Origin of the sequence: Pseudomonas sp. DrBHI1 (assembly GCF_002205115.1) — a bacterium.
Taxonomy (GTDB): Bacteria; Pseudomonadota; Gammaproteobacteria; order Pseudomonadales; family Pseudomonadaceae; genus Aquipseudomonas; species Aquipseudomonas mosselii.
The window spans coordinates 59,623-85,952 of the sequence record NZ_NIBE01000102.1; the positions used below are offsets into that span (position 1 = coordinate 59,623).

At 65.8% G+C, this 26,330-nt stretch carries 18 protein-coding genes and 2 pseudogenes; 13 read left to right on the top strand and 7 right to left on the bottom strand.

Going from position 1 to position 26,330, the window contains the following annotated elements; genetic code table 11:
• From CC207_RS27020 to pcaQ, 3 genes and pseudogenes are all read right to left on the bottom strand, one after another.
• Window positions 1-781 (bottom strand): annotated as a pseudogene (locus CC207_RS27020) (molecular chaperone DnaJ); the annotation flags it as partial.
• Complete coding sequence (locus tag CC207_RS20325; protein WP_028690154.1) at window positions 778-1,470, bottom strand: DUF1266 domain-containing protein; 693 nt, start codon at window positions 1,468-1,470, stop codon at window positions 778-780. The gene CC207_RS20325 and the pseudogene CC207_RS27020, both read right to left, overlap by 4 nt.
• A 63-nt stretch (window positions 1,471-1,533) precedes the next feature.
• A complete protein-coding gene (gene pcaQ, locus CC207_RS20330) occupies window positions 1,534-2,466 on the bottom strand; it encodes a pca operon transcription factor PcaQ (protein ID WP_028690153.1) in 933 nt (310 codons plus the stop codon).
• Between the two features lie 131 nt (window positions 2,467-2,597).
• On the opposite strand from pcaQ, the gene CC207_RS20335 reads away from it, so the two are divergent.
• The 3 genes from CC207_RS20335 to CC207_RS20345 are packed head-to-tail and all read left to right on the top strand — an operon-like array spanning window position 2,598 to window position 8,140.
• Window positions 2,598-3,023, top strand: a complete 426-nt coding sequence (locus CC207_RS20335; protein ID WP_088852658.1) for a DcrB-related protein — start codon at window positions 2,598-2,600, stop codon at window positions 3,021-3,023.
• A gap of 22 nt (window positions 3,024-3,045) precedes the next feature.
• Window positions 3,046-7,659 carry an RHS repeat-associated core domain-containing protein gene (locus CC207_RS20340; RefSeq protein WP_088852659.1) on the top strand — a complete coding sequence of 1,538 codons (4,614 nt, stop codon included), beginning with the start codon at window positions 3,046-3,048 and terminating at the stop codon, window positions 7,657-7,659.
• A gap of 1 nt (window position 7,660) precedes the next feature.
• Complete coding sequence (locus tag CC207_RS20345; protein WP_062364169.1) at window positions 7,661-8,140, top strand: hypothetical protein; 480 nt, start codon at window positions 7,661-7,663, stop codon at window positions 8,138-8,140.
• On the opposite strand, the gene nirD is transcribed toward CC207_RS20345, so the two are convergent.
• The 3 genes from nirD to CC207_RS20360 all read right to left on the bottom strand — a co-directional run bounded on the left by nirD (window position 8,133) and on the right by CC207_RS20360 (window position 15,294).
• Window positions 8,133-8,501, bottom strand: coding sequence for a nitrite reductase small subunit NirD (gene nirD / locus CC207_RS20350; RefSeq protein WP_088852660.1), 369 nt, complete (start codon window positions 8,499-8,501; stop codon window positions 8,133-8,135). The genes CC207_RS20345 and nirD overlap by 8 nt on opposite strands.
• Entirely contained in the window at window positions 8,501-11,053 is a 2,553-nt protein-coding gene (gene nirB / locus CC207_RS20355; RefSeq protein WP_028690149.1) for a nitrite reductase large subunit NirB, read from the bottom strand. The genes nirD and nirB overlap by 1 nt, the downstream gene beginning before the upstream one ends.
• A gap of 260 nt (window positions 11,054-11,313) precedes the next feature.
• Window positions 11,314-15,294, bottom strand: a complete 3,981-nt coding sequence (locus CC207_RS20360; protein WP_028690148.1) for a bifunctional nitrate reductase/sulfite reductase flavoprotein subunit alpha — start codon at window positions 15,292-15,294, stop codon at window positions 11,314-11,316.
• Between the two features lie 295 nt (window positions 15,295-15,589).
• Here CC207_RS20360 and CC207_RS20365 point away from each other — a divergent pair, with 295 nt between their 5' ends.
• The 3 genes from CC207_RS20365 (at window position 15,590) to CC207_RS20375 (ending at window position 17,840) form a co-directional block, all read left to right on the top strand.
• Window positions 15,590-15,793, top strand: a complete 204-nt coding sequence (locus tag CC207_RS20365; protein WP_028690147.1) for a ParD-like family protein — start codon at window positions 15,590-15,592, stop codon at window positions 15,791-15,793.
• Window positions 15,790-16,578, top strand: coding sequence for a type I methionyl aminopeptidase (map, locus tag CC207_RS20370; RefSeq protein ID WP_028690146.1), 789 nt, complete (start codon window positions 15,790-15,792; stop codon window positions 16,576-16,578). The genes CC207_RS20365 and map overlap by 4 nt, the downstream gene beginning before the upstream one ends.
• A gap of 155 nt (window positions 16,579-16,733) precedes the next feature.
• Complete coding sequence (locus CC207_RS20375; RefSeq protein ID WP_088852661.1) at window positions 16,734-17,840, top strand: NADH:flavin oxidoreductase/NADH oxidase; 1,107 nt, start codon at window positions 16,734-16,736, stop codon at window positions 17,838-17,840.
• Between the two features lies 1 nt (window position 17,841).
• Here the strand turns inward: CC207_RS20375 and CC207_RS20380 are convergent.
• A pseudogene (locus CC207_RS20380) lies at window positions 17,842-18,039 on the bottom strand (type II toxin-antitoxin system HicB family antitoxin); the annotation flags it as partial.
• Between the two features lie 121 nt (window positions 18,040-18,160).
• Here CC207_RS20380 and CC207_RS20385 point away from each other — a divergent pair.
• From CC207_RS20385 to CC207_RS20415, 7 genes are all read left to right on the top strand, one after another.
• A complete protein-coding gene (locus tag CC207_RS20385; protein ID WP_028690144.1) occupies window positions 18,161-18,844 on the top strand; it encodes a tellurite resistance TerB family protein in 684 nt (227 codons plus the stop codon).
• A 128-nt stretch (window positions 18,845-18,972) separates the two neighbouring features.
• The gene (locus CC207_RS20390) at window positions 18,973-20,595 is read left to right on the top strand and encodes a methyl-accepting chemotaxis protein (protein ID WP_028690143.1); all 1,623 of its coding nucleotides are present in this window, start codon (window positions 18,973-18,975) and stop codon (window positions 20,593-20,595) included.
• 5 nt (window positions 20,596-20,600) lie between these two features.
• On the top strand, window positions 20,601-21,122 hold the full coding sequence (locus tag CC207_RS20395; RefSeq protein ID WP_069016068.1) for a chemotaxis protein CheW: 522 nt from the start codon (window positions 20,601-20,603) through the stop codon (window positions 21,120-21,122).
• Window positions 21,119-22,366: a CheR family methyltransferase gene (locus CC207_RS20400; protein ID WP_069016067.1), complete on the top strand. Its 1,248-nt coding sequence runs from the start codon at window positions 21,119-21,121 to the stop codon at window positions 22,364-22,366. The genes CC207_RS20395 and CC207_RS20400 overlap by 4 nt, the downstream gene beginning before the upstream one ends.
• Window positions 22,363-23,028 carry a chemotaxis protein CheW gene (locus CC207_RS20405; RefSeq protein ID WP_028690140.1) on the top strand — a complete coding sequence of 222 codons (666 nt, stop codon included), beginning with the start codon at window positions 22,363-22,365 and terminating at the stop codon, window positions 23,026-23,028. Before CC207_RS20400 ends, CC207_RS20405 begins: the two co-directional genes overlap by 4 nt.
• On the top strand, window positions 23,025-25,319 hold the full coding sequence (locus tag CC207_RS20410; RefSeq protein WP_028690139.1) for a hybrid sensor histidine kinase/response regulator: 2,295 nt from the start codon (window positions 23,025-23,027) through the stop codon (window positions 25,317-25,319). Before CC207_RS20405 ends, CC207_RS20410 begins: the two co-directional genes overlap by 4 nt.
• Window positions 25,316-26,329: a chemotaxis response regulator protein-glutamate methylesterase gene (locus CC207_RS20415; RefSeq protein ID WP_028690138.1), complete on the top strand. Its 1,014-nt coding sequence runs from the start codon at window positions 25,316-25,318 to the stop codon at window positions 26,327-26,329. Before CC207_RS20410 ends, CC207_RS20415 begins: the two co-directional genes overlap by 4 nt.
• Window position 26,330: the final 1 nt, after the last annotated feature.

The window sequence follows — 26,330 nt, forward strand, 5'->3', positions numbered from 1 at the left end:
CGGCCTGGCGGGCCAGCAGGTAGAGCAGGTCGGCATCGTCCGGGGCCTGTTGCTGGCGCGTCTTGAGCATTTCGTGGAAGGTCCGGCTGGGGATACCGGCCTGGCTGAACTGCACCAGCAGGCGTTGCACCAAGGCCGGGTCATCCGGCATGGCCAGGCAGGTATGCACGCCGGCGAACTGCTCGTACTCGAACAATGGACGCTGCTGGTAGCAGTACTCGAGGCTGCGGAAATACCACAGGCTTTCCATCTGCGCGCTGGCCGGCCAGTCGCGCATGCAGGCGGTGTCGAAGGGATCGGGCTGTTCCAGGCGGTCGAGGAAAGCTTCCACTTCGTGGCGCTCGTCCAGGCGCAGCAGCTGCTCGGCCCAGCCCAGGCGCCGTGCCAGCAGGCCCGCGCAGTGGTGGGACAACGGTCCGCAGTCGCGCAGGGTGTGCAGCAGTTGCCAGCTGAGGTCGTCCAGTTCGTCCAGCGGCAACTCGTCCAGTTCGGCGATAAAACGCTGCCAGGCTTGTGGGTCGAAGCGCTTGGACGGCTCCTCGAGCAGTGTGTGGAACTGCTTGAGGGCTGGATGGGGGGCATTTTCTTCGCGTATTGGCTCAGCCTCGCTGGGCGCCTGCTCGCGGGCCAGGCGCAGGGCTTCCTCGTAGGCTGCCCGCAGTGCCTGGAACCCTTCGGGATCGGTTTCCGGGTGGTGCGAGGGCAGGCGGCCGCGATAGGCCAGGCGGATGGCGTCCATGTCCTGGGTCGGTTCGATTCCCAGGCGAATCCAGCAACTCATGACCAGCAGTCCTCTTCCAGCGTGGTGGGTCGTGCGGGCTCGGGCAGGGGCATGTCCCAGGGCAGTCCGGCCAGCAGGTCATGGGCGCCGAGGCGCAGGTTGAGCACGATGCAGCGGTTCCAGTGCTCGCAGCCCTGGCGCTCGAGGTTGGCGGCCAGGGTCTCGTCGCTGCTGTCGCTGGCATTCCACAGCGCCTTGCCGAACAGGTAGCCGGCCAGGTAGCCGTCCCAGCGGTTGTAGTAATGGCGGGCGCGCAGGGCCAGGCGGTAGTGCAGGTAGAGGCTTTCGTCGCGATCGATCAGGCCTTTCTTGACGCCGGCGCGCAGCAGGAAACCCATGCGCCCCAGGTCCCAGGCCCGGGTGCCGCCCGGGCCGCAGTCGGGGAAGGTGCGGGCGGCGTACTCATGGCGGATGCGCTCGCGTGGGGGCAGGGTGTCGAGCAAGGCCTGCCACTGGCTGGGCAGGCAGCGCTGGTACTGCCAGTAGGCCTCGCTCATCTCGGTGGCGTGGCCGTTGTCGGCCATGCTGAGCATGTCCAGCAACTGGGCGCGGTTGCTGATGCCCCACCAGCGTTCAAGGTCGGTCTGGTCTTCACCCTCGAAATAGTCGGGTGCGGTATAGCTGGCCCCGTTGAGGGCGGCCATGGGGGCGGAGAGAGCATGCAGCCAGTGCTGCGCGGTTTCGTCCATGAAAGGAGTCCTGGAGGTGCTGGGAACTGGCGGGGATTGTATAGGAAGTTTCCTGCCGGGTTCTCAGGGATAGGTCCCGAGTCGATAGGCCTCGGCCACCTCGCGGAGCACTTCGCACACCCATTGCGCCGGCAGGCTCTGGGGCAGCGCCGCATTGCGGCAGATGCCCACCGACCCGCCCGGCTCGAGCACGCCCAGGTCGAGCTCGGCCAGCTCGCCACGCCCGAGGTCGATCAGCACGGCGTCCCGTGGCGCCACCCAGACCGCCTCGCTGCCCAGCACATAGCGCCTGCTCAGGGCCAGCGACAGGGTTTCCAGGCGCTGCGCCGGCAGCGGGATCGCGCATTGCACGAACAAGCTGTCGGCATGCTGGCGAATGGTCGTCCCCGGCGGCGGCAGCACCAGCGGGTAATCACCGACCTGCCTGCGCTCGACGGGCCGCTGCGCCAAAAGCGGGTGCCCCGGCCGCACCACCAGGGTCATCGACTCGCTGTACAGGTGCTCGAACGACAACCCTTGGATCTGCGGGCTGTCGGTCATTCGCCCGACCACCAGTTCCAGTTCCCCCAGATGCAACTGACCGAGCAATTGGGCACTGGCCCCGGTCACCACGCTGATCAGCAACGCCTCGTGGCGTTGGTGCAGGCGGCACAGCACCTCGGGCATCAGCAGCCCTTCGACCGTCGACAGCACGCCGATGCGCACCTGCGACGGTGCCCGCGCCTCGCCGCGCACACTGCAGACCCCGTCGCGCAACGCCTGCACGCTGGGGCCGGCGTAGCGCATGAAGCGGGTGCCGGCCGGGGTCAGGGTAACGCCGTTGTGACCACGCTCGAACAGGCGTGCCTCGAGCAGGTCCTCCAGTTCCTTGAGGGTCTTGGAGATCGCTGGCTGGCTGATCGCAAGCACGTCGGCTGCCCTGGCCAGGCTGCCCTGCCGGGCAATCTCCAGGAAGCACAGCAGGTGACGGAACTTGATGCGGGTATCGAGGTTCATGCCCGGCAGTGTATCCGTGCGGGCCAGACCTGCAACGTCTGGGTGATCTTCGTCACTCGGCGACGGTTCCTCCCTTGCAGGCAAAGCCCTGAACCTTTAGCGTGTGCCGCTTCGATGCATGGAGCAGCGCTATGGCCGCCTACCTGACCCAGGACCTGGTCCTTGAACTGGGCGATGAAACGCCCGAAGACACCACCATGAACATGCTGACCTTCCGTCAGCGTGGCACCACCCTGGTGATCGCTCGCAGTCCGCTGGCTGCCGGGCAGACGCTGGAGGCGCTTTACCTGCAGCAACTGGCGCAGTTGCGTGAACGCCTGGGGGCGATCATCAGCGAACCACAGCCGGTCAGCGCAGGCGTCGATCGTGGCATCCACGGCCTGGAAGTCAGCCTGCAATTCAAGCGCGGCGAAGTGGTCTCGTACCAGCGTCAGTTGGCTTACGCGCCAAGCGGGCAGGCCCGTTTCGTGGCGGTCAGCTATAGCAAGGAAACACCGCTGGAGGCGGTCGATCTCGCCCATTGGGAAGCCCTCAAGGCAGGATTGCGGCTGAACTGACCCGGGCACAAGGAAGTGGTTCATGGGCGATAGCCTGCATGCCGCCCGCGAGGGCGATCTCATATTGCATCCGCCGTTGATGGCCGAGCTGGTCAGCGGGCTGACCGAAGCGGTGATCTATGCCGCCGCTACTGCGGCGGTCGCGGCGGCGATCGGCGGTGCCGTGGTGGCCGTGGTTGGCACAGGTGGGGCCGCCGCCACGCTCACACCATTGATCGCCGGTGCCCTGGTCGGTGCCGCCGCTATGTTGCCTGCTGGCGAAGACAAGAGCATAGGCGAGCACATTTCCGATCTGAGCAGTTGGGTCGGCAATTCGATGTTTCCCCCCGAACCCTACGGTGCGATCGACAGCGGATCATCCAACACCCGCATCAATGGCATGCCTGCAGCCCGCGCGGCAGGGACCGTCACGGGTGCCAGTGACGCCGAACCCTCCGCCGAGGCACCCTCGATACTGGAAAACATCGGTAACTACGCGATGATGGGCGCATCGCTGATGCTGCCGGTCATCGGGTTGGCTCAGGAAATCAACAGCATCTTCAATCCCCCAGTCGCCACCCCGGCGAATCCTGGCACCCAACCTGCCGAACTGGACACCGTCAAGTGCAGCAAGCACCCGGTCCCCAACTTCGTCGCGCAAGGGTCGGACAAGGTTTTCATCAATGGCCATCCTGCGGCCAGGGTCGGGGACAAGAGCACCTGCGACGGCCCCATCGGCATGACCTTCTCGCCCAATGTGCGGGTTGGAGGTGGCACGGTGACCGTGCGAGACATCCGCGACGGCAAGAGCGCAGCGGCAAAGATCATTGGCCTGGTCGCCGGCATGCTGCTGGCAAGGCGCGTCAAGAGCCGCTCGCGGCCACGCAACGCACCCAAGCCCCGTTCCCGTATTCCTGGCTGCAAGGGACACCCGGTGCTGGTCGCCACCGGCAGCAAACGGCTCGATGGCCCCGAGGACCTGGACTTCAGCCTGCCCGGCCTGCTGGCCATCGATTGGTCGCGTCGTTATGACAGCAACGACCTGCGCGACGATGGTCTGTTGGGCAAGGGCTGGAGCCTGCCCTACGAAGTGCGTCTGGAACGGGTGCCTCATCCGCAAGGTGGCGAGCTGTGGATCTATGTCGACGAAGACGGCAGTCGCATCGAGTTGGGCCGCATGGTGCCCGGCAGCGCGCTGCTCAGTACCTTGGACGGTGTTGCCATTTTCCATCAGGACGATGGCATCACGGTGGTGGAGGACATCTATAGCGGCCAGTACCAGGTGTTCAAGACCGATCCGACAGCACACAGCCGGTCGCGCCTCGTGCAACTTGGCGATCGCAACCTCAACCGCCTTGAACTGCTGTATGACGATCAAGGGCGCTTGCAATTGCTGGTCGATGCGTTCGGTCGCACTGCCGTGCAGTTGCGCCACGACAACCAGCATGGGCGCCGAGTGCGCGAGGTGTGGCGGCTACAGTTGGCCCCAGGCGATGCGTTCCAGATCACTGACCAGCAGTTGCTGGTCAGTTACCGCTACACCCAGGCCGGTCAGCTAGCCGAGGTACGCGATGCCAGCGGGCAAACGGTACGCCGTTTCACCTACACCGCAGCAGGGTGCATGGCGAGCCAGACTCTCGCCAGCGGTGTCGTCCATCACTATGAATGGGCCAGCCTGGCGGTACCGCCAGACGGAGTGGCCTCGCGTGGGGGCTGGCCACGGGACCTACCGGCACCGCTCGAGGCGCAGCCCACACACCAGTGGCGAGTGATGCGCCACCACAGCGATAGCGCAGAGGACTATCACTTCGACTACGACCTGGCTCAGGGCCTGACCCGGGTTCGCGACAGCCTGGGGCGGGAGGAGTCGTTCCATTGGGGGCCGCACTATGAGATCCATCGGTATGTCGATGCCCTGGGCAACCTCTGGCAGGAGACCTTCCAGCAGGGGCAGTTGATCGCCAGTACCGAGCCCGATGGCAGCCAGTGGTGCTACAGCTACGACGGTGCAGGCCGCCTTGTCTGCAGCCAGGACCCGCTCGGGCGCAGTGAAAGCATTGCCTATGGCGAACATTGGGCACTGCCGCTGAGCATCGTGTCGCCTGGCGGCGCAAGCTTGCGCATGCAGTACGATTGCCAAGGCAATGTGCTCAGTGAAACCGATGCCCTGGGTAATACCACAGGTTACCGCTACGACGATCGCGGGCGACTGCTGGCCATCACCGACGCGCATGGCCGACAACGCCGGTTCACATGGAATGACCGTGGCCAGTTGCTCAGCTACCGCGACTGTTCCGGCCATGTCACGCATTATCGCTACACCGAGCGCGGTGAGCTGGCGGAGTCTGTCAATCCGCGGGGCGAGCGTAGCCGCCACCGCTACGATGTGCGCGGCTACCTGATCGAAAGCCAGGGGGCCGACGGGCGCACCGATCATTATCAGGTCAACGCCGCCGGGCAGTTGACCCGCCATATCGATGGCGCCGGGCGCACCACCCACTGGCATTTCGACTCCAGCGGTCGCCTGTTGCAACGTATCGACCCCATGGGGGCGGCGCTGAGTCTGAATTACGATGCCTATGGCCGACTGCAGGCGCTGGTGAACGAGAACGGCGAACGCTATCGCTTTGAATGGGATGCGCTGGACCGCGCGCTCACCCAGCAGAACCTCGATGGTGGTGGCTACGCCTATACCTACGACCACCGGGGCAACGTGACGTGTATCGCCCACCACCCGATCCCGGATCAGGCTCACGACACGGCCATACAGATCCATCAGCTGGAGCACGATGCCGTTGGTCGCTTGCTACGCAAGCACACCACCGATGGTTGCACCGAATACGTCCATGACGAGGGCGACAACCTGCTGTCGGTGACATTCACCGATAAGCAGGGCAATGCCCGGCGACTGGCGTTCAGCTATGACCGCATGGGCCGCCTGCTGAGCGAGACCAGCGCTGCCGGTACCGTGGGTTATGCGCATGACGAGTTGAATAACCTGCAGAGCCTGACCCTGCCCGATCAACGCCGGATAAACCACCTGTATTACGGCAGCGGCCACCTGCATCAGCTCAATCTCGACGGGCGGGTGATCTGCGATTTCGAGCGCGACAGCTTGCATGACGAAGTGCTGCGCACCCAGGGCCAGTTGCAGACCCGCACCCGCTATGACAGCTGTGGGCGCCTGCAACAGAGGGCGATCCATTACCGGGACGCCTCGAGCATGACGCTGGCGTTGTTGCAAAAGGACTATCGCTATGACGACGGCGACAACCTGGTCTGCGAAACCTTTACCCAGACCCAGCGACCCGGCACACAGAATCCGGCCCAGCAAGAGCATGCGCTGCGCTTCCACAGTGCTGGCCTCGGCAATGGCAGCTGCCAGGGCTCGGTGACCTACGACTATGGGCCGAGCCAACGCATCTATGGTGTGACCCGCCGCCTGGCGCTGGGAGATGTGCCGATCGTCGAGCATTATGGGTACGACCGCGCTGGTAACCTGATCGAAGGCTACCAGCCCAAAGCTCATGTGCGGCACAACCGGGTCACGGTGCATCAGGACAAACGCTACCGCTACGATGGTTTCGGCCGCATGGTCGAGAAGCGCAGCGGCAGCCGGCTGTTACAGCGCTTCGAGTACGATGCCGAGCATCGGCTGGTCCGCGTAAACCAGCAACGCGGCACCGTGCACGAGCGCATTGAGTTCAGCTACGACCCACTGGGGCGGCGCATCGGCAAGCGCCTCTACCGCAGTGGCCATGAGCAACCCGTCAGTCGCACCGACTTCCTCTGGCAGGGCCTGCGTTTACTGCAGGAGGTGCAGGACGGCAAATCGAGCCTGTACCTGTATGCCGACCCTGGCAGCCACGAGCCGCTGGCGCGTATCGACGGCGCACCTGGCCAGGAAGTGGTGCAGTACTTCCACACCAACATTGCCGGGCTGCCCGAGCAACTGACCGACGCACAGGGCAATTCAGTCTGGTACAGCGACTACCTGTTGTGGGGCCGCAGCCGCGAAGAGTGGCACGCGCCTGACCAAAACCGCCAGCAGAACCTGCGTATGCAGGGGCAGTACCTTGACCGCGAGACTGGCCTGCACTACAACACGTTCCGCTATTACGACCCGGACATCGGCCGCTTCACCCAGCAGGACCCGTTGGGGCTGGAAGGCAGCATCAACCTGTATGCCTATGCTCCCAATCCACTGACCTGGATCGACCCGCTGGGCTTGTCGGAATGTTCGCTTCTCGACCGTATCATCCAAGACGCCAACAAGGTCGCTTCACCCGGTGGCGAAGTGACCGCGCGGCAGGCCCAGATCCTGCGCGGCAACCTGCCGGTGGTGCAGCGGCGCAACGCGGCGCAGAACCAGGCGATGCGCAAGGAGTTCGTGAAAACCGAGAAAGGCCTGATCAAACAGTGGGAAAAGAACACCAACCGGACCTGGCCAGACGGCGCCACGGCCCACCATGTGATTCCATTGGAAAGCGGTGGCGCCAACAAATGGTGGAACCTGATGCCGACCCACGGCACGCTGCCCAACCATTCGTTGCCCGGTATCCCCGGCCCGCATGCCGCCGGTGGTGTACTTCGCACCACCATCCAGCAAGGTCGCAAGGCATTGCCACCCAAGACCATCACCGATTTGAGGCTGTAACATGATCGACCTGGAACACACGCTCGAACAGATCGGGCAGACTCGATTCTTCGGCAATCTGGGCAAGCCTGACATCCAGGATCCGCAGGTGATTCTCATCGCCTCGGTCGAGGCGGTGTTCGTGACCCCCTCGGACCAGGCGTTCCAGGGCTTGTACGATGCCACTCAATGGCTCCCCACCTCGGCGGGCGAAGACGATCCGTACTACCCGCGGCAAGAGACGACCAAAGTGCTGAGCGAGCAGCGCATGGCGCTGAACAGGGCAGTGATGGCCGCCACCCGCACGCTCGATAAGGCGCCGTTCATCTGCCGCCCGCACGACTTCAGCGAGGCCGCTCGCGGCGGCGCGGCCTTCGCGTTCCGTCAGTACGCCACCGAGCAGTTCTTCGGTCTGGGCGATCACTGGCGTCGGGTGGTCGACCTGTACCTGGCCGGGCACTGGCCGGTTGGGCATGCTCCCGGCAAACTGATTGTCATCTGAGTCTTTGTCCCAGTTCGACCGTCATACCACGGATACGCACTGGCCACACCGGCAAGCGCTGTGTCGGATCTTCCAGGCAGTTGCCGTTTTGCAGGCAGAAATGTTGCTTGTACAGCGGCGCCGCTACCACAACGGTTGCGTCCAGGCTGCCCACCAACCCACGCCCGATGATGTTCGCGCCCGAGCGTGGGTCACGGTTGCCGACGGCGTACAGCTCCCGCCCTTGTCCCGGCAGGTAGAACAACGCCACCTGCTCACCCTCGTGCCACACCACCACCCCGGAGTCGGCGACCAGGTCGCTGGCCTGGCACACCATCTGCCAGCGGATTTCACTGGCTGAAACCGTGTTGGACAGGTTCATCACATTGCCTCCTCGTGGGTGGGAATCAGCTGAAGCGGCGCAGCCGGTCGGCGTTGGCCACGCTCGCGCACGAAATGCACATCCGGATCGGCGCGCTGGTCGTTGACGAAAGTGCGGAAGCGCTTGAGCTTTTCCGGATCGCCCAGGGCGTTGGCCCATTCGCACTCGTAGCGCTCGACCACCTGCTGCATCTGCGCTTCGAGTTCGGCTGCCAGGCCCAGGCTGTCGTCGATCACCACCTGCTTGAGGTAGTCGAGCCCGCCTTCGAGGCCCTCGCGCCACACCGAGGTGCGCTGCAGCTTGTCGGCGGTGCGGATGTAGAACATCAGCACGCGGTCGATCAGTCGTATCAGGGTCTTGTCGTCCAGGTCGGTGGCGAACAGCTCGGCGTGGCGCGGGCGCATGCCGCCGTTACCGCATACGTACAGGTTCCAGCCCTTGTCGGTGGCGATCACGCCGATGTCCTTGCTTTGCGCCTCGGCGCATTCGCGGGTGCAGCCGGATACCGCGAACTTGAGCTTGTGCGGCGCGCGCAGGCCCTTGTAGCGATCCTCCAGGCGCAGCGCCATGGCCACGCTGTCCTGCACGCCATAGCGGCACCAGGTGCTGCCCACGCAGGATTTCACCGTGCGCGTCGACTTGCCATAGGCGTGCCCGGTCTCGAAGCCGGCAGCGATCAACTCGCCCCAGATCAGTGGCAGTTCGTGCAGCTGGGCCCCGAACAGATCGATGCGCTGGCCGCCGGTGATCTTGGTGTAGAGGTCGTATTTCTGCGCCACCTGGCCGATCACGATCAGCTTCTGCGGGGTGATTTCGCCGCCTGGAATGCGCGGCACCACGGAGTAGGTGCCGTTTTTCTGCATGTTGGCCATGAAGGTGTCGTTGGTGTCCTGCAACGGTACCAGCGCCGGGTCCATGATCGGCTGGTTCCAGCATGAAGCGAGGATGTTGCCCACCGCCGGTTTGCAGATGTCGCAACCCACGTGACCTTTGCCGTGGCGTTCGAGCAGTTCGCCGAAGGTGCGGATACCCTCCACCCGCACCAGCCCGTAGAGCTCCTGGCGGGTGTAGGCGAAGTGCTCGCACAGGCTCTTGTCGAGCGTCACGCCACGGGCGGTCAGCTCATGCTCGAAGACCTGCTTGAGCAGGGCAGCGCAGCCACCGCAGCCGCTGGCGGCCTTGGTGCAGCCCTTGACGGCGGCAAGGTCGCCGCAACCACTGTCGATGGCGGCGCACACCGCGCCCTTGCTGACGTTGTGGCAGGAGCAGATGGTCGCGCTGTCGGGCAGCGCATCAGCGCCCAGGGTCGGCGCGCCACTTCCTTGCGGCAGGATCAGCGATGCCGGATCGGTCGGCAGGGCGATGCCGTTCTGGGCGTACTGCAGCAGGGTGTCGTAGTAGCTGTTGTCGCCCACCAGCACCGCGCCGAGCACGTGCTTGCCACTGGCATCCACCACCAGCCGGCGGTAGGCGCTGTTGGCCTCGTCGATGAAGCGGTAGCTGCGTGAACCGGGCGTGGCGCCGTGGGCATCGCCGATCGAGCCGACATCCACGCCCAGCAGCTTGAGCTTGGTCGACATGTCGGCGCCGGTGAAATCGTCCGCCGTCTCGCCCAGCAGCCGCGCGGCCAGGTTGCGCGCCATGGCGTAGCCGGGGGCGACCAGGCCGAACACGCTGCCGTTCCACGACGCGCACTCGCCGATGGCGAAGATCCGTGGATCGCTGGTCTTGCACTGGCTGTCGATCACCACGCCGCCGCGCGTGGCGATCTCCAGGCCACAGGCCCGGCCCAGGGCGTCCTGTGGGCGGATGCCGGCGGAAAAGACAATCAGATCGGTCTCCAGGTGTTCGCCACCGTCGAAGTTCATCCGGTAGCGGTACTGCTCGCCAGCGCTGATCGACTGGGTCGCGCGGGACAGGTGCACGCCCACGCCCAGGGCCTCGATCCGCGCCTTGAGCGCCGCGCCGCCTTCGCTGTCCAGCTGTACCGGCATCAGGCGTGGGGCGAACTCCACTACATGCGCCTCCAGGCCCAGGGACTTCAGGGCGTTGGCTGCCTCGAGGCCGAGCAGGCCGCCGCCCACCACCACGCCACGGCGGGCATCTGCGGCGGCGGCGCGGATCGCATCGAGGTCCTCGAGGGTGCGGTAAACCAGGCGGGCATTGCCGCTGGAACCTTCGATTGGCGGCACGAACGGATAGGAACCGGTGGCCAGGATCAACTGGTCATAGCCCAGGCGGCCCTCGGCGGTGACCAGCTCCCGGCGCTCGCGATCGATGTCCAGCACCGCCTCGCCCAGGTGCAGGTGCACGCCGTGGCGGCTGTAGTAGTCCGGGGCGCACAGGGCCAGGGTCTCGGCGCAGCTACCGGTAAAATACTCCGACAGGTGCACCCGGTCGTAGGCGCGCTGGCGCTCCTGGCCGAACACATGCAGCTCGAAGTGTGCCGTGGCGCCGCGTTCGATCAGCTGCTCGACGCAGTGATGGCCGACCATGCCATTGCCGACGATGACCAGTCGTGCTCGTTGTGCCCCGTTCGCTGTTGCCTGCATAGCCGATCCTCGATCACGGAAAACGAAAAAGGCGCCTGGAGCCGAAGCTCCAGGCGCCTTTGCCTGTACTCATCAGTGTGAGGCCCCTGTTGACCGCCGTTGGTCGTTGGGGCTGTTGTGCATTGCTTGAAGCAGGGAGCGTGCCAGGCTCCCTTTAATTGCGGGGCAAGCCCGCTTTCACAAGGGTTACAGCTTTGGGCATGTGCTGGCCAGGTGGTGCGGGCGCACAAGCAGGGTGCAGCCCTCACCACCGTGGTGCATCAATACACATCCCGCCGGTAGCGCTTGTCCCGTCCCAAACCTTCGACATAGGCCGCTGCCGCGGTCTCGTCCAGGCCGCCGTGCTGCGCCACCACCTGGCGCAAGGCCGCATCCACATCCCGGGCCATGCGCTGGGCATCGCCGCAGACATACACATGCGCGCCGTCCTGCAGCCAGCGCCACAGTTCGGCGCCCTGTTCCAGCAGGCGTTGCTGCACATAGATCTTCTCCGGCTGGTCGCGGGAGAACGCGGTGCTCAGGCGTACATGGCCCTGCGCTTCCCAGGCCAGCAACTGTTCGCGATAGTAGAAGTCGTGTGCCTCGTGCTGCTCGCCGAAGAACAGCCAGTTGCGGCCAGGCGCTGCACGTGCCTGGCGTTCCTCGAGGAAGGCCCGGAAGGGCGCGATGCCGGTGCCGGGGCCGATCATGACGATGGGCGTGCCGTCGTCGTCGGGCAGGCGGAAGTGTTTCGATGGCTGTGCAAAGATGGCCACTTCGACGTTCGTCGCTCGGTCGGCGAGAAAGGCCGAGCAGACTCCCTTGCGTTCGCCATAGCGCACCGTGGACACCGTCAGGTGCACCTGCCCCGGGTGCGCCTTGGGGCTTGAGCTGATCGAGTACAGCCTTGGCTGCAAGGGCCTGAGTAGCGCCAGCCAGCGGGCCATTGGCCATTGCCGGGGGAACTCGCGCAGCACATCGGCCAGTTGCCGGCCCCATAACCAGTCCTTGAGCGCGGTCTTGCATTCAGGCTGCAACAGCTGCTGCAGAGAGGGCGCGTTTTCGCTGAGCGCCTCGAGCTGTCGTGGCGTGACATGGGCAATGTCCAGATGCCGTTCCAGCGCCAGGCCCAGGGGCATTGGCTTGCGGCCTTCAAGCTCGACAATGGCCTGGCCATCGAGCTGCATCAGGCCGAGCAGCTCCTCGACCAGCGCCGGGCAGTTGCGCGGCCACACGCCCAGCGCGTCGCCGGGGTGGTAGTCCAGGCCGCTACCCGCCAGGTCGAACACCAGTTGACGGGTCTCCTTGGTCGAACCTGGGCCATTGAGCAGGCGGTTCTCCACCAGGCGTGCAGGCCATGGCTGGTTTCTGCCGTGAGGCTCGGCAGTCGGTGGCGCCGGCGTAGCCACCGTGTTTGTGCCAAGGGCCAGCAGCAGGGCCTCGAGCCACGTACTGAATGCAGCCTCGAAGTCCGGCTCGCACTCGACCCGCTCCAGCAGGCGCTGGCCGCCCAGTTCCGCCAGGCGCTGGTCGAGCTTGCGGCCAAAGCCGCAGAACTGGTCGTAGCTGGAGTCGCCCAGGGCCAGCACCGCGTAGGGCAGATTGGCGCAATCGGTTTCGCCCGCACCCTGCAGGGCCTGCCAGAATGCGGCGCCACTGTCCGGAGCATCGCCGTCACCGAAGGTGCTGGCAATCAGCAGTACGCTGGCGCAGCCGTGCAATTGCGCCGGGCTGACGCTTTCCATGCTGCTGAGCGCCACCATCAGCCCCGCCTCGCGCAGGCCTTGGGCGCAGCGTTCGGCCAGCGCCTCACCGTTGCCGGTCTGCGAGGCCCACAACACGCGATGGCAAGGTACTGCCGCCTGTGCTTGGGGCTGGGCGAACAGCCCCGCCAGCAGGCCATCGACGAACAGGCGCCGGGCCGGCGCCAATGGTGCGGTGGCCGGGAGGCTTGGCACACCCTCGGCGCGTGTCTGTTGCAGGCCAAGCAGGAAACCTTGCAGGTAATGGCGCTCCTCTTCGGCAAGCACCGGAGCAGGTTGTGTCTCCAGGCCCAGCAGGCGGGCGAGGGTGGCGGTCGGCATGGGGACGGGCTCCGCAGGAATGGTGACGTCCAGGTCGAGGACCTCGATGCGTTCACCCGCGACCCGTTCGAGGGTCACGGCGCAGTACTTGAAGGCCGGTTGCAGCGAGGTGGGGTCGACGGCGTCGCAGGTCACCGCGTTGATCGCCAACTGCTCGCCGTACAGGTCATTCCAGTGGAATGGCGCGAAGCAGCCGCCGGGCAACACCCGGTCGCTGAGGCGGGCCGGCAGCAGCGCCTGGCCTCGACGTGAACGGATCGCCACCTGGTCCTTGTCGCCGATGCCCAGGCGCCGGGCATCGGCGGGGTGGATCTCGACGAAGGGGCCGGGGTCGAGGCGGTTCAGGCTTGGGACCTTGCCGGTCTTGGTCAAGGTGTGCCACTGATGTTGCACGCGGCCGGTGTTGAGGATGAAGGGGAAGGCATCGTCCGGCAACTCGGCCGGCGCCAGCCAGGGTCGGGCATGAAAACGCGCCTTGCCGCTGGTAGTCGGAAAGCTCAGCGCCGCTGGCTGGCCGTCTGCGTCGTTGCGATAGCGCAGCGGGCTGCGGTTATCCTCGCGCCCCGGCGCGCAGGGCCACTGCCGGGGGCTGGCGCGCAGCCCGGCATAGTCGATGCCGCGCAGGTCGTAGCCGGTGGCCGGGTTATGGAAGCGGCGGATCTCTTCGAACACCGCCTCGGCGTCCGGGTAGTCGAAGGCATGCGCGTAGCCCATGGCACAGGCGATGCGCGCGATCAGGCGCCAGTCCTCCAGGCTCTCGCCAGGCGGCTCGACGGCGCGTGGCATCAAGGTCAGGTTGCGCTCACTGTTGATCATCACCCCCTCGCCCTCGGCCCACAGCGCCGCGGGCAGGAGGATGTCGGCGTAGCGGTTGGTCTCGGTGTCGAGGAAGGCGTCCTGGCTGATCACCAGTTGCGCCTGGTTCAGGCCGTCGATCACCTGCTGGCGGTTGGCGACGCTGGCCACCGGGTTGCTGCAGATGATCCAGCAGGCCTTCACTTCGCCGTTCTTGAGCTGTTCGAACAGCGCCACCGTGCCTTCGCCGCCCTCGCTGCGCAATGTGCCGGGCGCCAGCTGCCACTGCCGCTCGACGAAGGCGCGGTCCGCCGCCACCTGCGCCGAACGCTGGCCCGGCAGGCCCGGTCCCATGTAGCCCATCTCGCGGCCGCCCATGGCGTTGGGCTGGCCGGTCAGCGAAAACGGCCCGCTGCCGGGGCGGCAGATGGCGCCGGTGGCCAGGTGCAGGTTGCACAGGGCATTTGTGTGCCAGGTGCCGTGGATGCTCTGGTTCAGGCCCATGGTCCAGCAGCTCATCCATTCGCCGGCCTCACCGATCAGGCGGGCGGCTTCGTGGAGGTCGGCCTCGTCCAACCCGGTGATGGCCGCGACCCGTTCCGGGGTGTAGTCCGCGAGAAACGCCGGCAGGTCCTCCCAGCCCTCGGTGTGGCGGGCGATGAAATCCGCGTCGGTGTGGCCGTTGACATGCAGCAGGTAAAGAAGGCCATTGAGCAGCGCGAGATCGGTGCCCGGGCGCAGTTGCAGGAACAGGTCGGCCTTGTCGGCGGTTGCACTGCGCCGGGTATCGACGACGATCAGCCTGGCCCCGGCCTTGAGCCGGTCGCGCAGGCGCAGGAACAGGATCGGGTGGCAGTCTGCCATGTTCGCGCCGATCACCAGGAACACCTCGGCGCGTTCGAAGTCCTGGTAGCTGCCCGTCGGTCCGTCGGCACCCAGTGACTGCTTGTAGCCGCTGCCGGCACTGGCCATGCACAGGCGCGAGTTGGATTCGATATGACGGGTGCGGATGAAGCCCTTGGCCAGCTTGTTGGCCAGGTACTGGGCTTCCAGTGACATCTGTCCGGACACGTACAAGGCCACGGCATCAGCGCCATGGGTGTCGATGATCGCGCGCAACCGCGCGGCGGCTTCGCTGATGGCCATGTCCAGGCTGCAACGCGCCGGCTGCTGGCTGCGCTGGTCGCGCACGAAGGCGTGGGTCATGCGCCCGGCCTGTAGCGGCACATGGGCGCTCAGGCCCTTGGTGCACAGGCGACCGAAGTTGCTCGGGTGCTGCTTGTCGCCACTGACCTTGACCACCTTGGCATCGCTCACGTGCATGACGATGCCGCAGCCGACCCCGCAATACGGGCAAACACTGCGCACTTGGCTGTCGCTCATCGGCAATCTCCTGCTGACGAAACGACAAAGGCGCCGGCTGCCCGGCCTGCAAGCGGCAAGCGGGGCAACACGGCGCCTTCGTCGTGATGAAAGGGACCATCGGCGTTGATGGTCGCGATGGCAACCAGGCAGCAAATCCCGGGCCATGTCATCGCGGGTCAAGCCCGCTCACAGGTTCGATGGTTAGCTTGGCAAAGGCGTGCACCAATACGGGGAACCACGCACCAACGGATGGCGCGTGCATACGGGCGGATATATGATTCGCGTACGTTTCATATATGCGAGTAACTACACCATGGGTATCGTCAAGATCTGCGACGACCTCCACGAAGACCTGCGCGTGGCCAGCGCCGCGCTGTCGCGTTCGATCAACGCCCAGGCCGAGCACTGGATCCGCCTCGGCATGCTGGCCGAACTGCACCCGCAAGCCACCTATCAGGAACTGCTGCGCCAGTTGCTGCGCCAGGAGCAGGCCAACCTCAAGGCGCTTCTGCAATGAGCAAGGTCATCCTCAAGGACGCCGCCGAGCTCGAGCTGATGCGCCGCGCAGGCCAACTGCTGGCCCGGGTGTTTGCCGACCTCGACGGTTTCATCCGCCCCGGAGTGACCACCATGCAGATCAACGACCGCGCCGAGGCCTTCATCGTCGAAACCCTCAAGGCCCGACCGGCGAGCAAGGGCCAGTACGGTTTCCCCTATTCACTGAACACCTCGGTGGACCATGTGGTCTGCCATGGCATGCCCAAGGCCGACGAGGTGTTGAAGGAAGGCTCGATCGTCAATGTCGATATCACCTTGGAGCAGGGCGGCTACATTGCCGACTCGTCGAAGATGTACGGCATCGGTCAGATCGGCGACCAGGCCCGGCGCCTGGTCGATACCACCTATGCCGCATTATGGAAGGGCATCGAGCAGGTGCGCCCCGGCGCGACGCTCGGTGATATCGGTCATGCCATCCAGGTCCACGCCGAGGCCGCTGGCTACAGCGTGGTGCGCGAATACTGCGGGCATGGCATCGGCAGGCAGATGCACGAGGCACCGGAGGTGCTGCACTACGGCCAGCGCGGCATGGGCATGAAGCTGCAACCGGGGATGGTGTTCACCATCGAGCCGATGATCAACCAGGGTGGGCGTGGGACCCGTGGTCTGCGCGATGGCTGGACGGTGATCACTCGCGATCACACGCTGTCGGCGCAATGGGAGCACACGGTGGCCGTGACCGAGAGCGGATTCGAGGTGCTGACCTTGCGTGAGGAAGAGCGGCAGGCTGCAAAGGGTTCCTAAGCACGGATGCCTGGGTCATGGTGCAGCCCGTCATCGGAACTTGGCGCTCAGGCTCGCCTCCCATCTTCATGGTCTAGTCTGAAACTACCGGTACCGGCCCACGCTCGACTACAACCGCCGGCCCGGAAACCATTGGAGTCCCTGGGAGGTGCCCCATGAGCCTGCTGCTCGAGCCATACACCCTGCGTCAGCTGACCCTGCCCAACCGCATCGCCGTTTCCCCCATGTGCCAGTACTCCGCCGTCGACGGCCTGGCCAACGACTGGCACCTGGTCCACCTGGGCAGCCGCGCGGTCGGTGGCGCGGGTCTTGTGATCAGCGAGGCCGTCGCGGTCACCGCCGATGGGCGCATCACTGCCGAGGACCTCGGCTTGTGGACTGACGACCAGATCAAGCCCTTGCAACGCATCACCCGTTTCATCACCGCCCAGGGCGCCGTGCCCGGTATCCAGCTGGCCCATGCCGGGCGCAAGGCCAGCACCCACAGGCCGTGGCTCGGAAAGCAAGGCAGCGTCAAGATCGAGGAGGGTGGCTGGCAGCCGGTCGGGCCGTCGAAGATCGCCTTCGATCCGCAGCACACCGCACCACGTGAATTGACCAAGGACGAGATCCAGGACGTGGTCGCCGCGTTCGTCGCCGCGACCGAGCGGGCATTGAAGGCTGGCTTCAAGGTGGTCGAGATCCACGCCGCCCACGGTTACCTGCTGCACCAGTTCCTTTCGCCGTTGAGCAACCAGCGCCGCGATGAATACGGCAGCTGCTTCGAAAACCGCATTCGCCTGACCCTGCAGGTTGCCGAGGCGGTACGCAAGGCCTGGCCGCAGGAACTACCGCTGTTCGTGCGGGTGTCGGCCACCGATTGGGTCGAGGATGGCTGGAACCCGGACGAGACCGTCGAGCTGGCCCGTCGCCTGCGCGCCCTGGGCGTCGACCTGATTGATGTGTCGTCAGGCGGGACCTCGGTCAATGCCGAGATCCCCACCGGCCCCGGCTACCAGACCCGCTTTGCCGAACGGGTACGCAAGGAGTCGGAAATCGCCACCGGCACCGTCGGCATGATCACCGAACCGGCCCAGGCCGAGCATATCCTGCGCACCGGCCAGGCCGATGTGATCTTCCTCGCCCGCGAGCTGCTGCGCGACCCCTATTGGCCGTTGCATGCCGACGACGACCTGGGCGGCAACAAGGCGACCTGGCCAGCGCAGTATCAGCGGGCCACCAGCCGGGCCAACCCCATCCACGAGTCGGACCTGCGCGACTGATTCAGCGACAGGCCGCCTGGCTGAGAATGTCGCTGACCCACTGGTTGATGCTCTTCTGCGCCAGCTCGGCCTCGGCCGCCACGCTGGCGTGGAGGGTGGGCTCCAGGCGCAGGCTGAGTGTTCCGGAGTAGGTCTTCTGCGGTTCGCGGCCCAGGCGCTTGCAAGTTTCGAGGTAGTCATCGCCGGCTTCCTCGAAAGCGATTGGTTGAACAAACAAACCAAGCTGGGCAACATCCGGATGCAAATGCGTTAAGCGTGGCTTCAGCTTGCCGGCCTACTCTGCAGTCCTACCTACTTTGGATGCTTGCGAGGTCTGCCAGATGAACACCCGTGGTCTGCTCGATCAGCTATTGAAAACCGGTCAATCCATGCTGCAGAACCAACAGGGCAAGGGCACCCGTCACAAGGGCTCCGGGAGCCTTGGCAGCCTGTTGTCCGGTGCCGGCGGCGGCGCATTGGCGGCTGGAGCGATGGGCCTGCTGCTGGGGAACAAGAAGGCGCGCAAGTACGGCGGCAAGGCACTCGCCTACGGCGGGCTGGCCGCACTTGGCGTGCTGGCCTACAAGGCCTATGGCAACTGGCAGGCGCGCCAGGGCGCGGGCAATCACGAGCCGCAAACCCTCGACCGTCTGCCGCCGGCCCAGGCCGAGCAGCATAGCCAAGCCGTGCTTCGGGCACTGGTGGCAGCGGCCAAGTCCGATGGCCATATCGATGAACGAGAGCGGGCATTGATCGAAGGCGAGTTCACCCGCCTGGACAGCGACCGTGAGTTGCAGCACTGGCTGCATGCCGAACTGAACAAGCCGCTGGACCCGGCCGAGGTGGCCCGCGCCGCGCAGACGCCGGAGATGGCCGCCGAAATGTTCCTGGCCAGTGTGATGATGGTCGATCAGGAGAACTTCATGGAGCGTGCCTATCTCGATGAACTGGCCCGCCAGCTGCGCCTCGACCCGAACCTGCGCCAGGAACTGGAGAATCAGGTCAGGCTTGCCGCAGGTCAGTGAACCGGCATTTGGCCCCCTGAACGGGCACGGACGCCTGAATACCGCTGCATTCAGCCGCAATTGAACGGGAAGCCTGGGCTATACTTCGGCGATTTTTCCCGCTCGTATCGAATTCCTGAGGGCTGAATGTGAAGAACTGGACCTTGCGCCAACGGATCCTGGCAAGTTTCGCCGTGATCATCGCCATCATGCTGCTGATGATTGTGGCCGCCTACTCGCGGCTGGTGGCGATCGAGTCCAGCGAGGAAGCCGTGGGGTCCGACAGCATCCCCGGCGTCTACTACAGCTCGATGATTCGCAGTGCGTGGGTCGACAGCTACGTCACCAGCCAGCAGTTGGTGGGGCTGTCGAACCACCGCGAGATCACCTCGGCCGACCTGGAGCTGTTCAAGGGCTTCAACGATCGCCTCAAGAAACACATGGCCAGCTACCAGGCGACCATCCGCGACGCCGCCGACCAGGCGGCGTTCGACGACTTCACCCGTCTGGAGGAGGAGTACGTCAAGCTCGTCGACCAGGTCCTGGAGACCTACCGCCAGAAGAACTACCCCGAAGCCCAGCGCTTGATCATGGATGTGCTTACGCCGGCCTGGAAAGAAGGGCGCCAGCACCTGAACGAAGTGATCGAGCGCAACCGCGAGTCCGCCGACAAGGCCACCAACGACATCGTCAGTGCGGTGAACACCGCCAAAGGCAGCATGGTCGTCTCGCTGCTGCTGGCCATTATCGCCGCCGGTGTTTGCGGACTGCTGCTCATGCGCCAGATCACCGCACCCATGCAACGCATCGTCCACGCTCTGGACGGTCTGCGCTCGGGTGATCTGAGCATGCGCCTGAACCTGGACCGCAAGGATGAGTTCGGCGCGATCGAGGGTGGTTTCAACGAGATGGCCGAGTCCCTGGCCAACCTGGTGGCCCAGGCCCAGCGCTCGTCGGTGCAAGTGACCACCTCAGTCACCGAGATAGCGGCCACCTCCAAGCAGCAACAGGCCACCGCCACCGAAACTGCCGCCACCACCACCGAGATCGGCGCCACGTCGCGGGAAATCGCCGCCACCTCGCGGGACCTGGTGCGTACCATGACCGAAGTCACCAGCGCCGCCGACCAGGCCTCGAGCCTTGCCGGCTCCGGCCAGCAGGGCCTGGCGCGCATGGAAGAAACCATGCACCAGGTGATGGGCGCCGCCGACCTGGTCAATGCCAAGCTGGCGATCCTCAACGAAAAGGCCAGCAACATCACCCAGATGGTGGTGACCATCGTCAAGGTCGCCGACCAGACCAACCTGCTGTCGCTCAACGCCGCCATCGAGGCCGAGAAGGCCGGCGAATACGGTCGTGGCTTCGCCGTGGTCGCCACCGAGGTGCGGCGCCTGGCCGACCAGACCGCCGTGGCCACCTACGACATCGAGCAGATGGTGCGCGAGATCCAGTCGGCGGTGTCGGCCGGGGTGATGGGCATGGACAAGTTCTCCGAGGAAGTGCGCCGCGGCATGTTCGAGGTGCAGCAGGTCGGCGAGCAACTGAGCCAGATCATTCACCAGGTGCAGGCGTTGGCGCCGCGGGTACTGATGGTCAACGAGGGCATGCAGGCCCAGGCCACCGGCGCCGAGCAGATCAACCAGGCGTTGGCCCAGCTAAGCGATGCCAGCACCCAGACCGTCGAGTCGCTGCGCCAGGCCAGTTTCGCCATCGACGAACTGAGCCAGGTGGCCGCCGGGCTGCGCGGTGGTGTGTCGCGGTTCAAAGTCTGACGACGATGAACGACATGTCCCCCCGCGAGGCGCGCGCCAGCACTGAAAAGGGCGTGCTGTACCTGCAGTTTCGCATCGCCGACCAGCGTTTCGCCCTGGACGTGCGCGAGGTGATCGAGGTCCTGCCGCAACGTGCGCTCAAGCCTATTGCCCAGGCTCCGGTCTGGGTGGCTGGCGTGCTCGCCCATCGCGGTGTGCTGGTGCCGGTGATCGACCTGTCGGCGCTCAGTTTCGGCTCCCCGGCCCAGTCGCGCAGCAGCACACGCCTGGTGCTGGTGCATTACCGCGCCGATCCACAGCGTCCGCAGTTGCAGCTGGGGCTGATCCTGGAGCAGGCCACCGACACCCTGCGCTGCGCGCCTGACGACTTCCAACCCTACGGGCTGGACAATGCCGAGGCGCGTTACCTCGGGCCTGTGCGCCAGGACGCCCGGGGTTTGTTGCAACGCATCGAGGTGGATGACCTGTTGTCGGATGCGGTGCGCGAGTTGCTCTATCCGCTGGAGCCAGGGCAGGTGCAGGCATGACTGAGCAGCGTTTCTTTCGTTTCCTGCAGGAGCGTATCGGCCTGGACGTCGAGTCGGTCGGCGCGGCGATGGTTGAGCGTGCCTTGCGCCAACGCTGCACCCTCGTGCAGGCGCAGAACCTGGACGACTACTGGGTGCGCCTGTTGCAGTCGACCGATGAACAGCAAGCCCTGATCGAGGCGGTCATCGTTCCGGAAACCTGGTTCTTCCGCTATCCCGAATCCTTCACCGCGCTGGCGGGCCTGGCCCACAAACGCGTAGCGGAGCTGGCCGGTGCCCGGCCGCTGCGGATCCTCAGCCTGCCTTGCTCCACCGGCGAGGAGCCGTACTCGATCGCCATGGCGTTGCTCGACGGCGGGCTGAGCCCTGGGGTATTTCGAATCGACGGCCTCGACATCAGCCCCAGTTCGGTGGCCAAGGGCGAGCTAGGGGTCTATGGCCGCAACTCGTTCCGCGGCAGCGAGCTGGCCTTTCGCGAGCGGCATTTCACCGCCGTCGGCGAGGCCCATCGCCTGGATGAGCGGGTGCGCCAGCAGGTCAGCCTGCAGGTGGGCAACGTGCTCGATCCGGCGCTGCGGGCGCGCCAAGGTCTCTATGATTTCGTGTTCTGCCGAAACCTGTTGATCTATTTCGATGTGCCGACCCAGCAGCGAGTGTTCGAGGTGCTCAAGCACATGACCCATGTCCAGGGCGTGCTGTTCATCGGGCCGGCCGAGGGCAGCCTGCTGGCGCGCCTGGGCATGCGGCCGTTGGGGATCGCCCAGTCGTTCGCCTACGTGCGTCAGGATGAAGCGCCGCCGGTCCCCATCGCCAAGCCGGCGTCCCGCCCCACAGTCGCGCCATCCGTGCCACCGCGTATCTTGACGCTGCCGCCGCGGGTTGGCAGACCGAACGCCGCGCCAGTCGCCAAGGTGATGCCAGCCGAAGGTGAGGCGCAACTGCTGGCCAGCATCGCCCAGCATGCCAATGCCGGCGACAGCGCCCAGGCCAGGGAAGGCTGCGAGCGCTATCTACGCAAGTTTGCGCCCAAGGCACAGGTCTACTACTGGCTGGGGTTGCTCAGCGATACCGAGGGCGATGCCGCGCAGGCCATTACCCATTACCGCAAGGCCCTCTACCTCGAGCCGCAGCACCCGGAGGCGCTGATGCACCTGGCCATGCTGCTGGCCGCGCAGGGCGACGAGGCGGGCGCGCGACGCCTGCAGGAGCGTGCCGCTCGGGCAGGCAGGGAGTCTGAACGATGAGCGGCGAATACCCTATGCAACTGATCGCCCACGATGACGAGCAGATCGATGACTGCTGGAATCGTATCGGGGTGCATGGCGACAAGCAGTGCCCCTTGCTGCCACGGCATGTGCACTGCCGCAATTGTGAGGTCTATGCCGAGGCGGCCATGCGCCTGCTCGACCGTTATGCGCTGATTCAGGATGAACCGCTCGAGGCGCCGCTCGTGCAGGAAGAAGCGGTCGGCCGCTCGATGCTGCTGTTCCGCCTGGGCGAGGAATGGTTGGCCCTGGCTACCGCCTGCCTGGCCGAGATCTCCCCGTTGCAGCCGGTGCACTCATTGCCTCACCAGCGTTCGCGGGTGCTGCAGGGCGTCGCCAATGTGCGCGGGTCGCTGGTGCCTTGCCTGTCGCTGGCCGACCTGCTGGGCGTATCGGTCGAGGCGGGCGGCGAGCGCGGTGGGCGGAGCATGCCGCGCATGCTGATCCTGGCGGCCGAAGGCGGGCCGGTGGTGGTACCGGTGGACGAGATAGACGGTATCCATCGCCTTGACCCGGCGACCCTGGACAACGGCCGCGATGCGGCGCACTTCACTGCGGCGGTGCTGCAGTGGCGTGGGCGCAGCGTGCGCGTGCTGGATGAACAACACCTGATGTCAGCCGTGAAGCGGAGCCTGTCATGACCCCGGAGCAAATGCGCGATGCGTCGCTGCTCGAGCTGTTCAGCCTGGAGGCCGAGGCCCAGACCCAGGTGCTCAGTGCGGGCCTGATGGCGCTGGAGCGCAACCCTGCGCAACCCGATCAGCTCGAGGCCTGCATGCGTGCGGCGCACTCGCTCAAGGGCGCGGCGCGTATCGTCGGCATCGACGCCGGGGTCAGTGTCGCCCATGTCATGGAAGATTGCCTGGTAGCAGCCCAGGAAGGCCGCCTGCTGCTGCGCCCCGAGCATATCGACGCACTGTTGCAGGGCACCGATCTGCTGATGCGCATCGCCACGCCGGGCGATCAGGACAGCGAAGCCGCCGTGGCGGTGTTTCTGGCGCAGATGGCGTCCTTGCTCGACCCCTCGGCGCCGTTGCTGGCCAACGCACAGCCGAGTGCACCGAGCCTGCCGCCTGTCGTCCAGCCCGCACTGCCGGAGCCCGAGCCCCTGCCGCCACCTGAGCCCGATGTCGAAGCGGAACCGATGCCTGCCCGCAAGGCTGGAAAACGCGGTGGCGAGGGCGGCGAGCGGGTGTTGCGGGTCACCGCCGACCGACTGAACAGCCTGCTGGACCTGTCGAGCAAGTCGCTGGTCGAGACCCAGCGCCTGAAACCCTACCTGGCCACTCTGCAGCGCCTGAAACGCATGCATGGCCAGGGCATGCGGGGGCTCGACGGGCTGAAGGCCCAGCTGGAGGAGAGCGGGCAGGGGCCAGAAGTGCTCGAAGCCCTGGCCCAGACCCAGCAGTTGCTGGCCGAAACCCAGCAAATCCTGTTGCAACAGGCGGCTGACCTGGACGAATTCGGCTGGCAGGCCAGCCAGCGCGCGCAGTTGCTCTACGACACGGCTTTGGCCTGTCGCATGCGTCCGTTCGCCGATGTGCTGACCGGGCAGAGCCGGATGGTCCGCGACCTTGGACGTTCGCTGGACAAGCCCGTGCGCCTGCTGGTCGAGGGCGAGAAGACCCAGGTCGATCGCGATGTGCTGGAAAAACTCGAGGCTCCGCTGACGCACCTGCTGCGCAATGCGGTCGATCACGGTATCGAGCTGCCCGAGCAGCGCCTGCTGGCCGGCAAGCCGAGCGAGGGCACGGTACGCCTGCGCGCCTCGCACCAGGCCGGGTTGCTGATCCTCGAACTGTCCGATGATGGTGCCGGTATCGATCTGCAGCGCCTGCGCCGCAGTATCGTCGAGCGAGCCCTGTCGCCGGCCGAGACCGTGGCGCAGATGAGCGAGGCCGAGCTGCTGACGTTCCTGTTCCTGCCGGGCTTCAGCCTGCGCGACACGGTCACCGAGGTGTCCGGGCGCGGTGTCGGGCTGGACGCAGTGCAGCACATGGTCCGCGAACTGCGCGGGTCCATCGAGTTGACCCAGGTGGCGGGGCAGGGCTGCTGCTTCCACCTGGAAGTGCCGTTGACCCTGTCGGTGGTGCGCAGCCTGGTGGTCGAGGTGGGCGGCGAGGCTTATGCCTTCCCCCTGGCGCATATCGAGCGCACCGTCGAAGTGCCGGCCGAGGCCATCGTGCAGATCGAAGGCCGTCAGCACTTCTGGCACGAAGGCCGGCATATCGGCCTGGTGGCCGCCAGCCAGTTGCTCAACCGGCCGGCGGCGCAGGGCGACGAGCAGAGCCTGCGGGTGGTGGTGATCCGCGAGCGCGAACAGCTCTATGGGGTGGCGGTCGAGCGCCTGATCGGCGAACGGGTGTTGGTAGTGATGCCGCTGGACCCGCGCCTGGGCAAGGTCCAGGACATTTCCGCGGGCGCCTTGCTCGATGATGGCTCGGTGGTGCTGATCGTCGATGTCGAGGACCTGTTGCGCTCGGTGGACAAGTTGCTCAGCACCGGCCGCCTGGAGCGTATCGAACGGGGCGGGCGGGGCGGCAAGGGTGTGGCGCGCAAGCGCATCCTGGTGGTCGACGACTCGCTCACCGTGCGCGAGCTGCAGCGCAAGCTGCTGGGCAACCGCGGCTATGACGTGGCAGTGGCCGTCGATGGCATGGACGGCTGGAACGCACTGCGCAGCGATGATTTTGACCTGCTGATCACCGACATCGACATGCCGCGCATGGATGGCATCGAGCTGGTCACTCTGGTAAGGCGCGACAGTCGCCTGCAATCGCTGCCGGTGATGGTGGTTTCCTACAAGGACCGCGAAGAAGACCGGCGTCGTGGACTGGATGCCGGCGCCGACTATTATTTGGCCAAGGCCAGCTTCCATGACGATGCGTTGCTGGAGGCGGTCGTGGAGCTGATCGGAGGTGCCCAGGGATGAGAATCGCCATCGTCAACGACATGCCCATGGCCGTGGAGGCCCTGCGCCGTGCGTTGGCCTTCGAACCCGCGCACCAGGTGATCTGGGTGGCGGGCAATGGCGCCGAGGCGGTGCGCCTGTGCGCCGAGCAGACCCCGGACCTGATCCTCATGGACCTGATCATGCCGGTGATGGATGGTGTCGAGGCCACCCGGCGGATCATGGCGCAGACGCCGTGCGCCATCGTCATCGTCACCGTGGACCGCAAGCAGAACGTGCATCGGGTGTTCGAGGCCATGGGCCATGGCGCTCTGGATGTGGTCGATACCCCGGCGCTGGGCGCGGGTGACGCCCGGGAAGCGGCCGCGCCGCTGTTACGCAAGATCCTGAATATTGGCTGGCTGATCGGCCAGCAGCGTCCCAGTGCCGCTCGTACGGTGGCCGCGCCGCTACGCGAGAGCTCGCAGCGCCGTGCCTTGGTGGCCATCGGTTCGTCGGCCGGAGGGCCGGCGGCGTTGGAAGTGCTGCTCAAGGGCCTGCCGCGCAGTTTTCCGGCGGCCATCGTGCTGGTCCAGCATGTGGATCAGGTGTTCGCCGCCGGCATGGCCGAATGGCTCAGCACCGCGTCGGGTCTGCCGGTGCGCCTGGCCCGCGAGGGTGAGCCTCCGCAGCCGGGGCAGGTGCTGCTGGCCGGCACCAACCACCATATCCGCCTGCTGAGGAATGGCGAGCTGGCCTACACTGCCGAGCCTGTCAACGAAATCTACCGGCCCTCGATCGACGTGTTCTTCGAGAGCGTGGCGCGCTACTGGTCAGGCGACGCGGTGGGCGTGCTGCTTACCGGCATGGGGCGCGACGGTGCCCAGGGCCTGAAGCTGATGCGCCAGCAGGGCTTCCTGACCATCGCCCAGGACCAGCAAAGCTGCGCGGTGTACGGCATGCCCAAGGCCGCCGCGGCGATCGACGCGGCGGTGGAAATCCGCCCGCTGGAGCGAATTGCCGGGCGACTGGTGGAAATCTTTTCGAAATGAA

What these genes read in the sequence shown, in the direction of transcription:
- CC207_RS20325 (WP_028690154.1), bottom strand. Translation starts at nt 1,470, where the DNA reads ATGGACGAAACCGCGCAGCACTGGCTGCATGCTCTCTCCGCCCCCATG.
- pcaQ (WP_028690153.1), bottom strand. Translation starts at nt 2,466, where the DNA reads ATGAACCTCGATACCCGCATCAAGTTCCGTCACCTGCTGTGCTTCCTG.
- CC207_RS20335 (WP_088852658.1), top strand. Translation starts at nt 2,598, where the DNA reads ATGGCCGCCTACCTGACCCAGGACCTGGTCCTTGAACTGGGCGATGAA.
- CC207_RS20340 (WP_088852659.1), top strand. Translation starts at nt 3,046, where the DNA reads ATGGGCGATAGCCTGCATGCCGCCCGCGAGGGCGATCTCATATTGCAT.
- CC207_RS20345 (WP_062364169.1), top strand. Translation starts at nt 7,661, where the DNA reads ATGATCGACCTGGAACACACGCTCGAACAGATCGGGCAGACTCGATTC.
- nirD (WP_088852660.1), bottom strand. Translation starts at nt 8,501, where the DNA reads ATGAACCTGTCCAACACGGTTTCAGCCAGTGAAATCCGCTGGCAGATG.
- nirB (WP_028690149.1), bottom strand. Translation starts at nt 11,053, where the DNA reads ATGCAGGCAACAGCGAACGGGGCACAACGAGCACGACTGGTCATCGTC.
- CC207_RS20360 (WP_028690148.1), bottom strand. Translation starts at nt 15,294, where the DNA reads ATGAGCGACAGCCAAGTGCGCAGTGTTTGCCCGTATTGCGGGGTCGGC.
- CC207_RS20365 (WP_028690147.1), top strand. Translation starts at nt 15,590, where the DNA reads ATGGGTATCGTCAAGATCTGCGACGACCTCCACGAAGACCTGCGCGTG.
- map (WP_028690146.1), top strand. Translation starts at nt 15,790, where the DNA reads ATGAGCAAGGTCATCCTCAAGGACGCCGCCGAGCTCGAGCTGATGCGC.
- CC207_RS20375 (WP_088852661.1), top strand. Translation starts at nt 16,734, where the DNA reads ATGAGCCTGCTGCTCGAGCCATACACCCTGCGTCAGCTGACCCTGCCC.
- CC207_RS20385 (WP_028690144.1), top strand. Translation starts at nt 18,161, where the DNA reads ATGAACACCCGTGGTCTGCTCGATCAGCTATTGAAAACCGGTCAATCC.
- CC207_RS20395 (WP_069016068.1), top strand. Translation starts at nt 20,601, where the DNA reads ATGAACGACATGTCCCCCCGCGAGGCGCGCGCCAGCACTGAAAAGGGC.
- CC207_RS20400 (WP_069016067.1), top strand. Translation starts at nt 21,119, where the DNA reads ATGACTGAGCAGCGTTTCTTTCGTTTCCTGCAGGAGCGTATCGGCCTG.
- CC207_RS20405 (WP_028690140.1), top strand. Translation starts at nt 22,363, where the DNA reads ATGAGCGGCGAATACCCTATGCAACTGATCGCCCACGATGACGAGCAG.
- CC207_RS20410 (WP_028690139.1), top strand. Translation starts at nt 23,025, where the DNA reads ATGACCCCGGAGCAAATGCGCGATGCGTCGCTGCTCGAGCTGTTCAGC.
- CC207_RS20415 (WP_028690138.1), top strand. Translation starts at nt 25,316, where the DNA reads ATGAGAATCGCCATCGTCAACGACATGCCCATGGCCGTGGAGGCCCTG.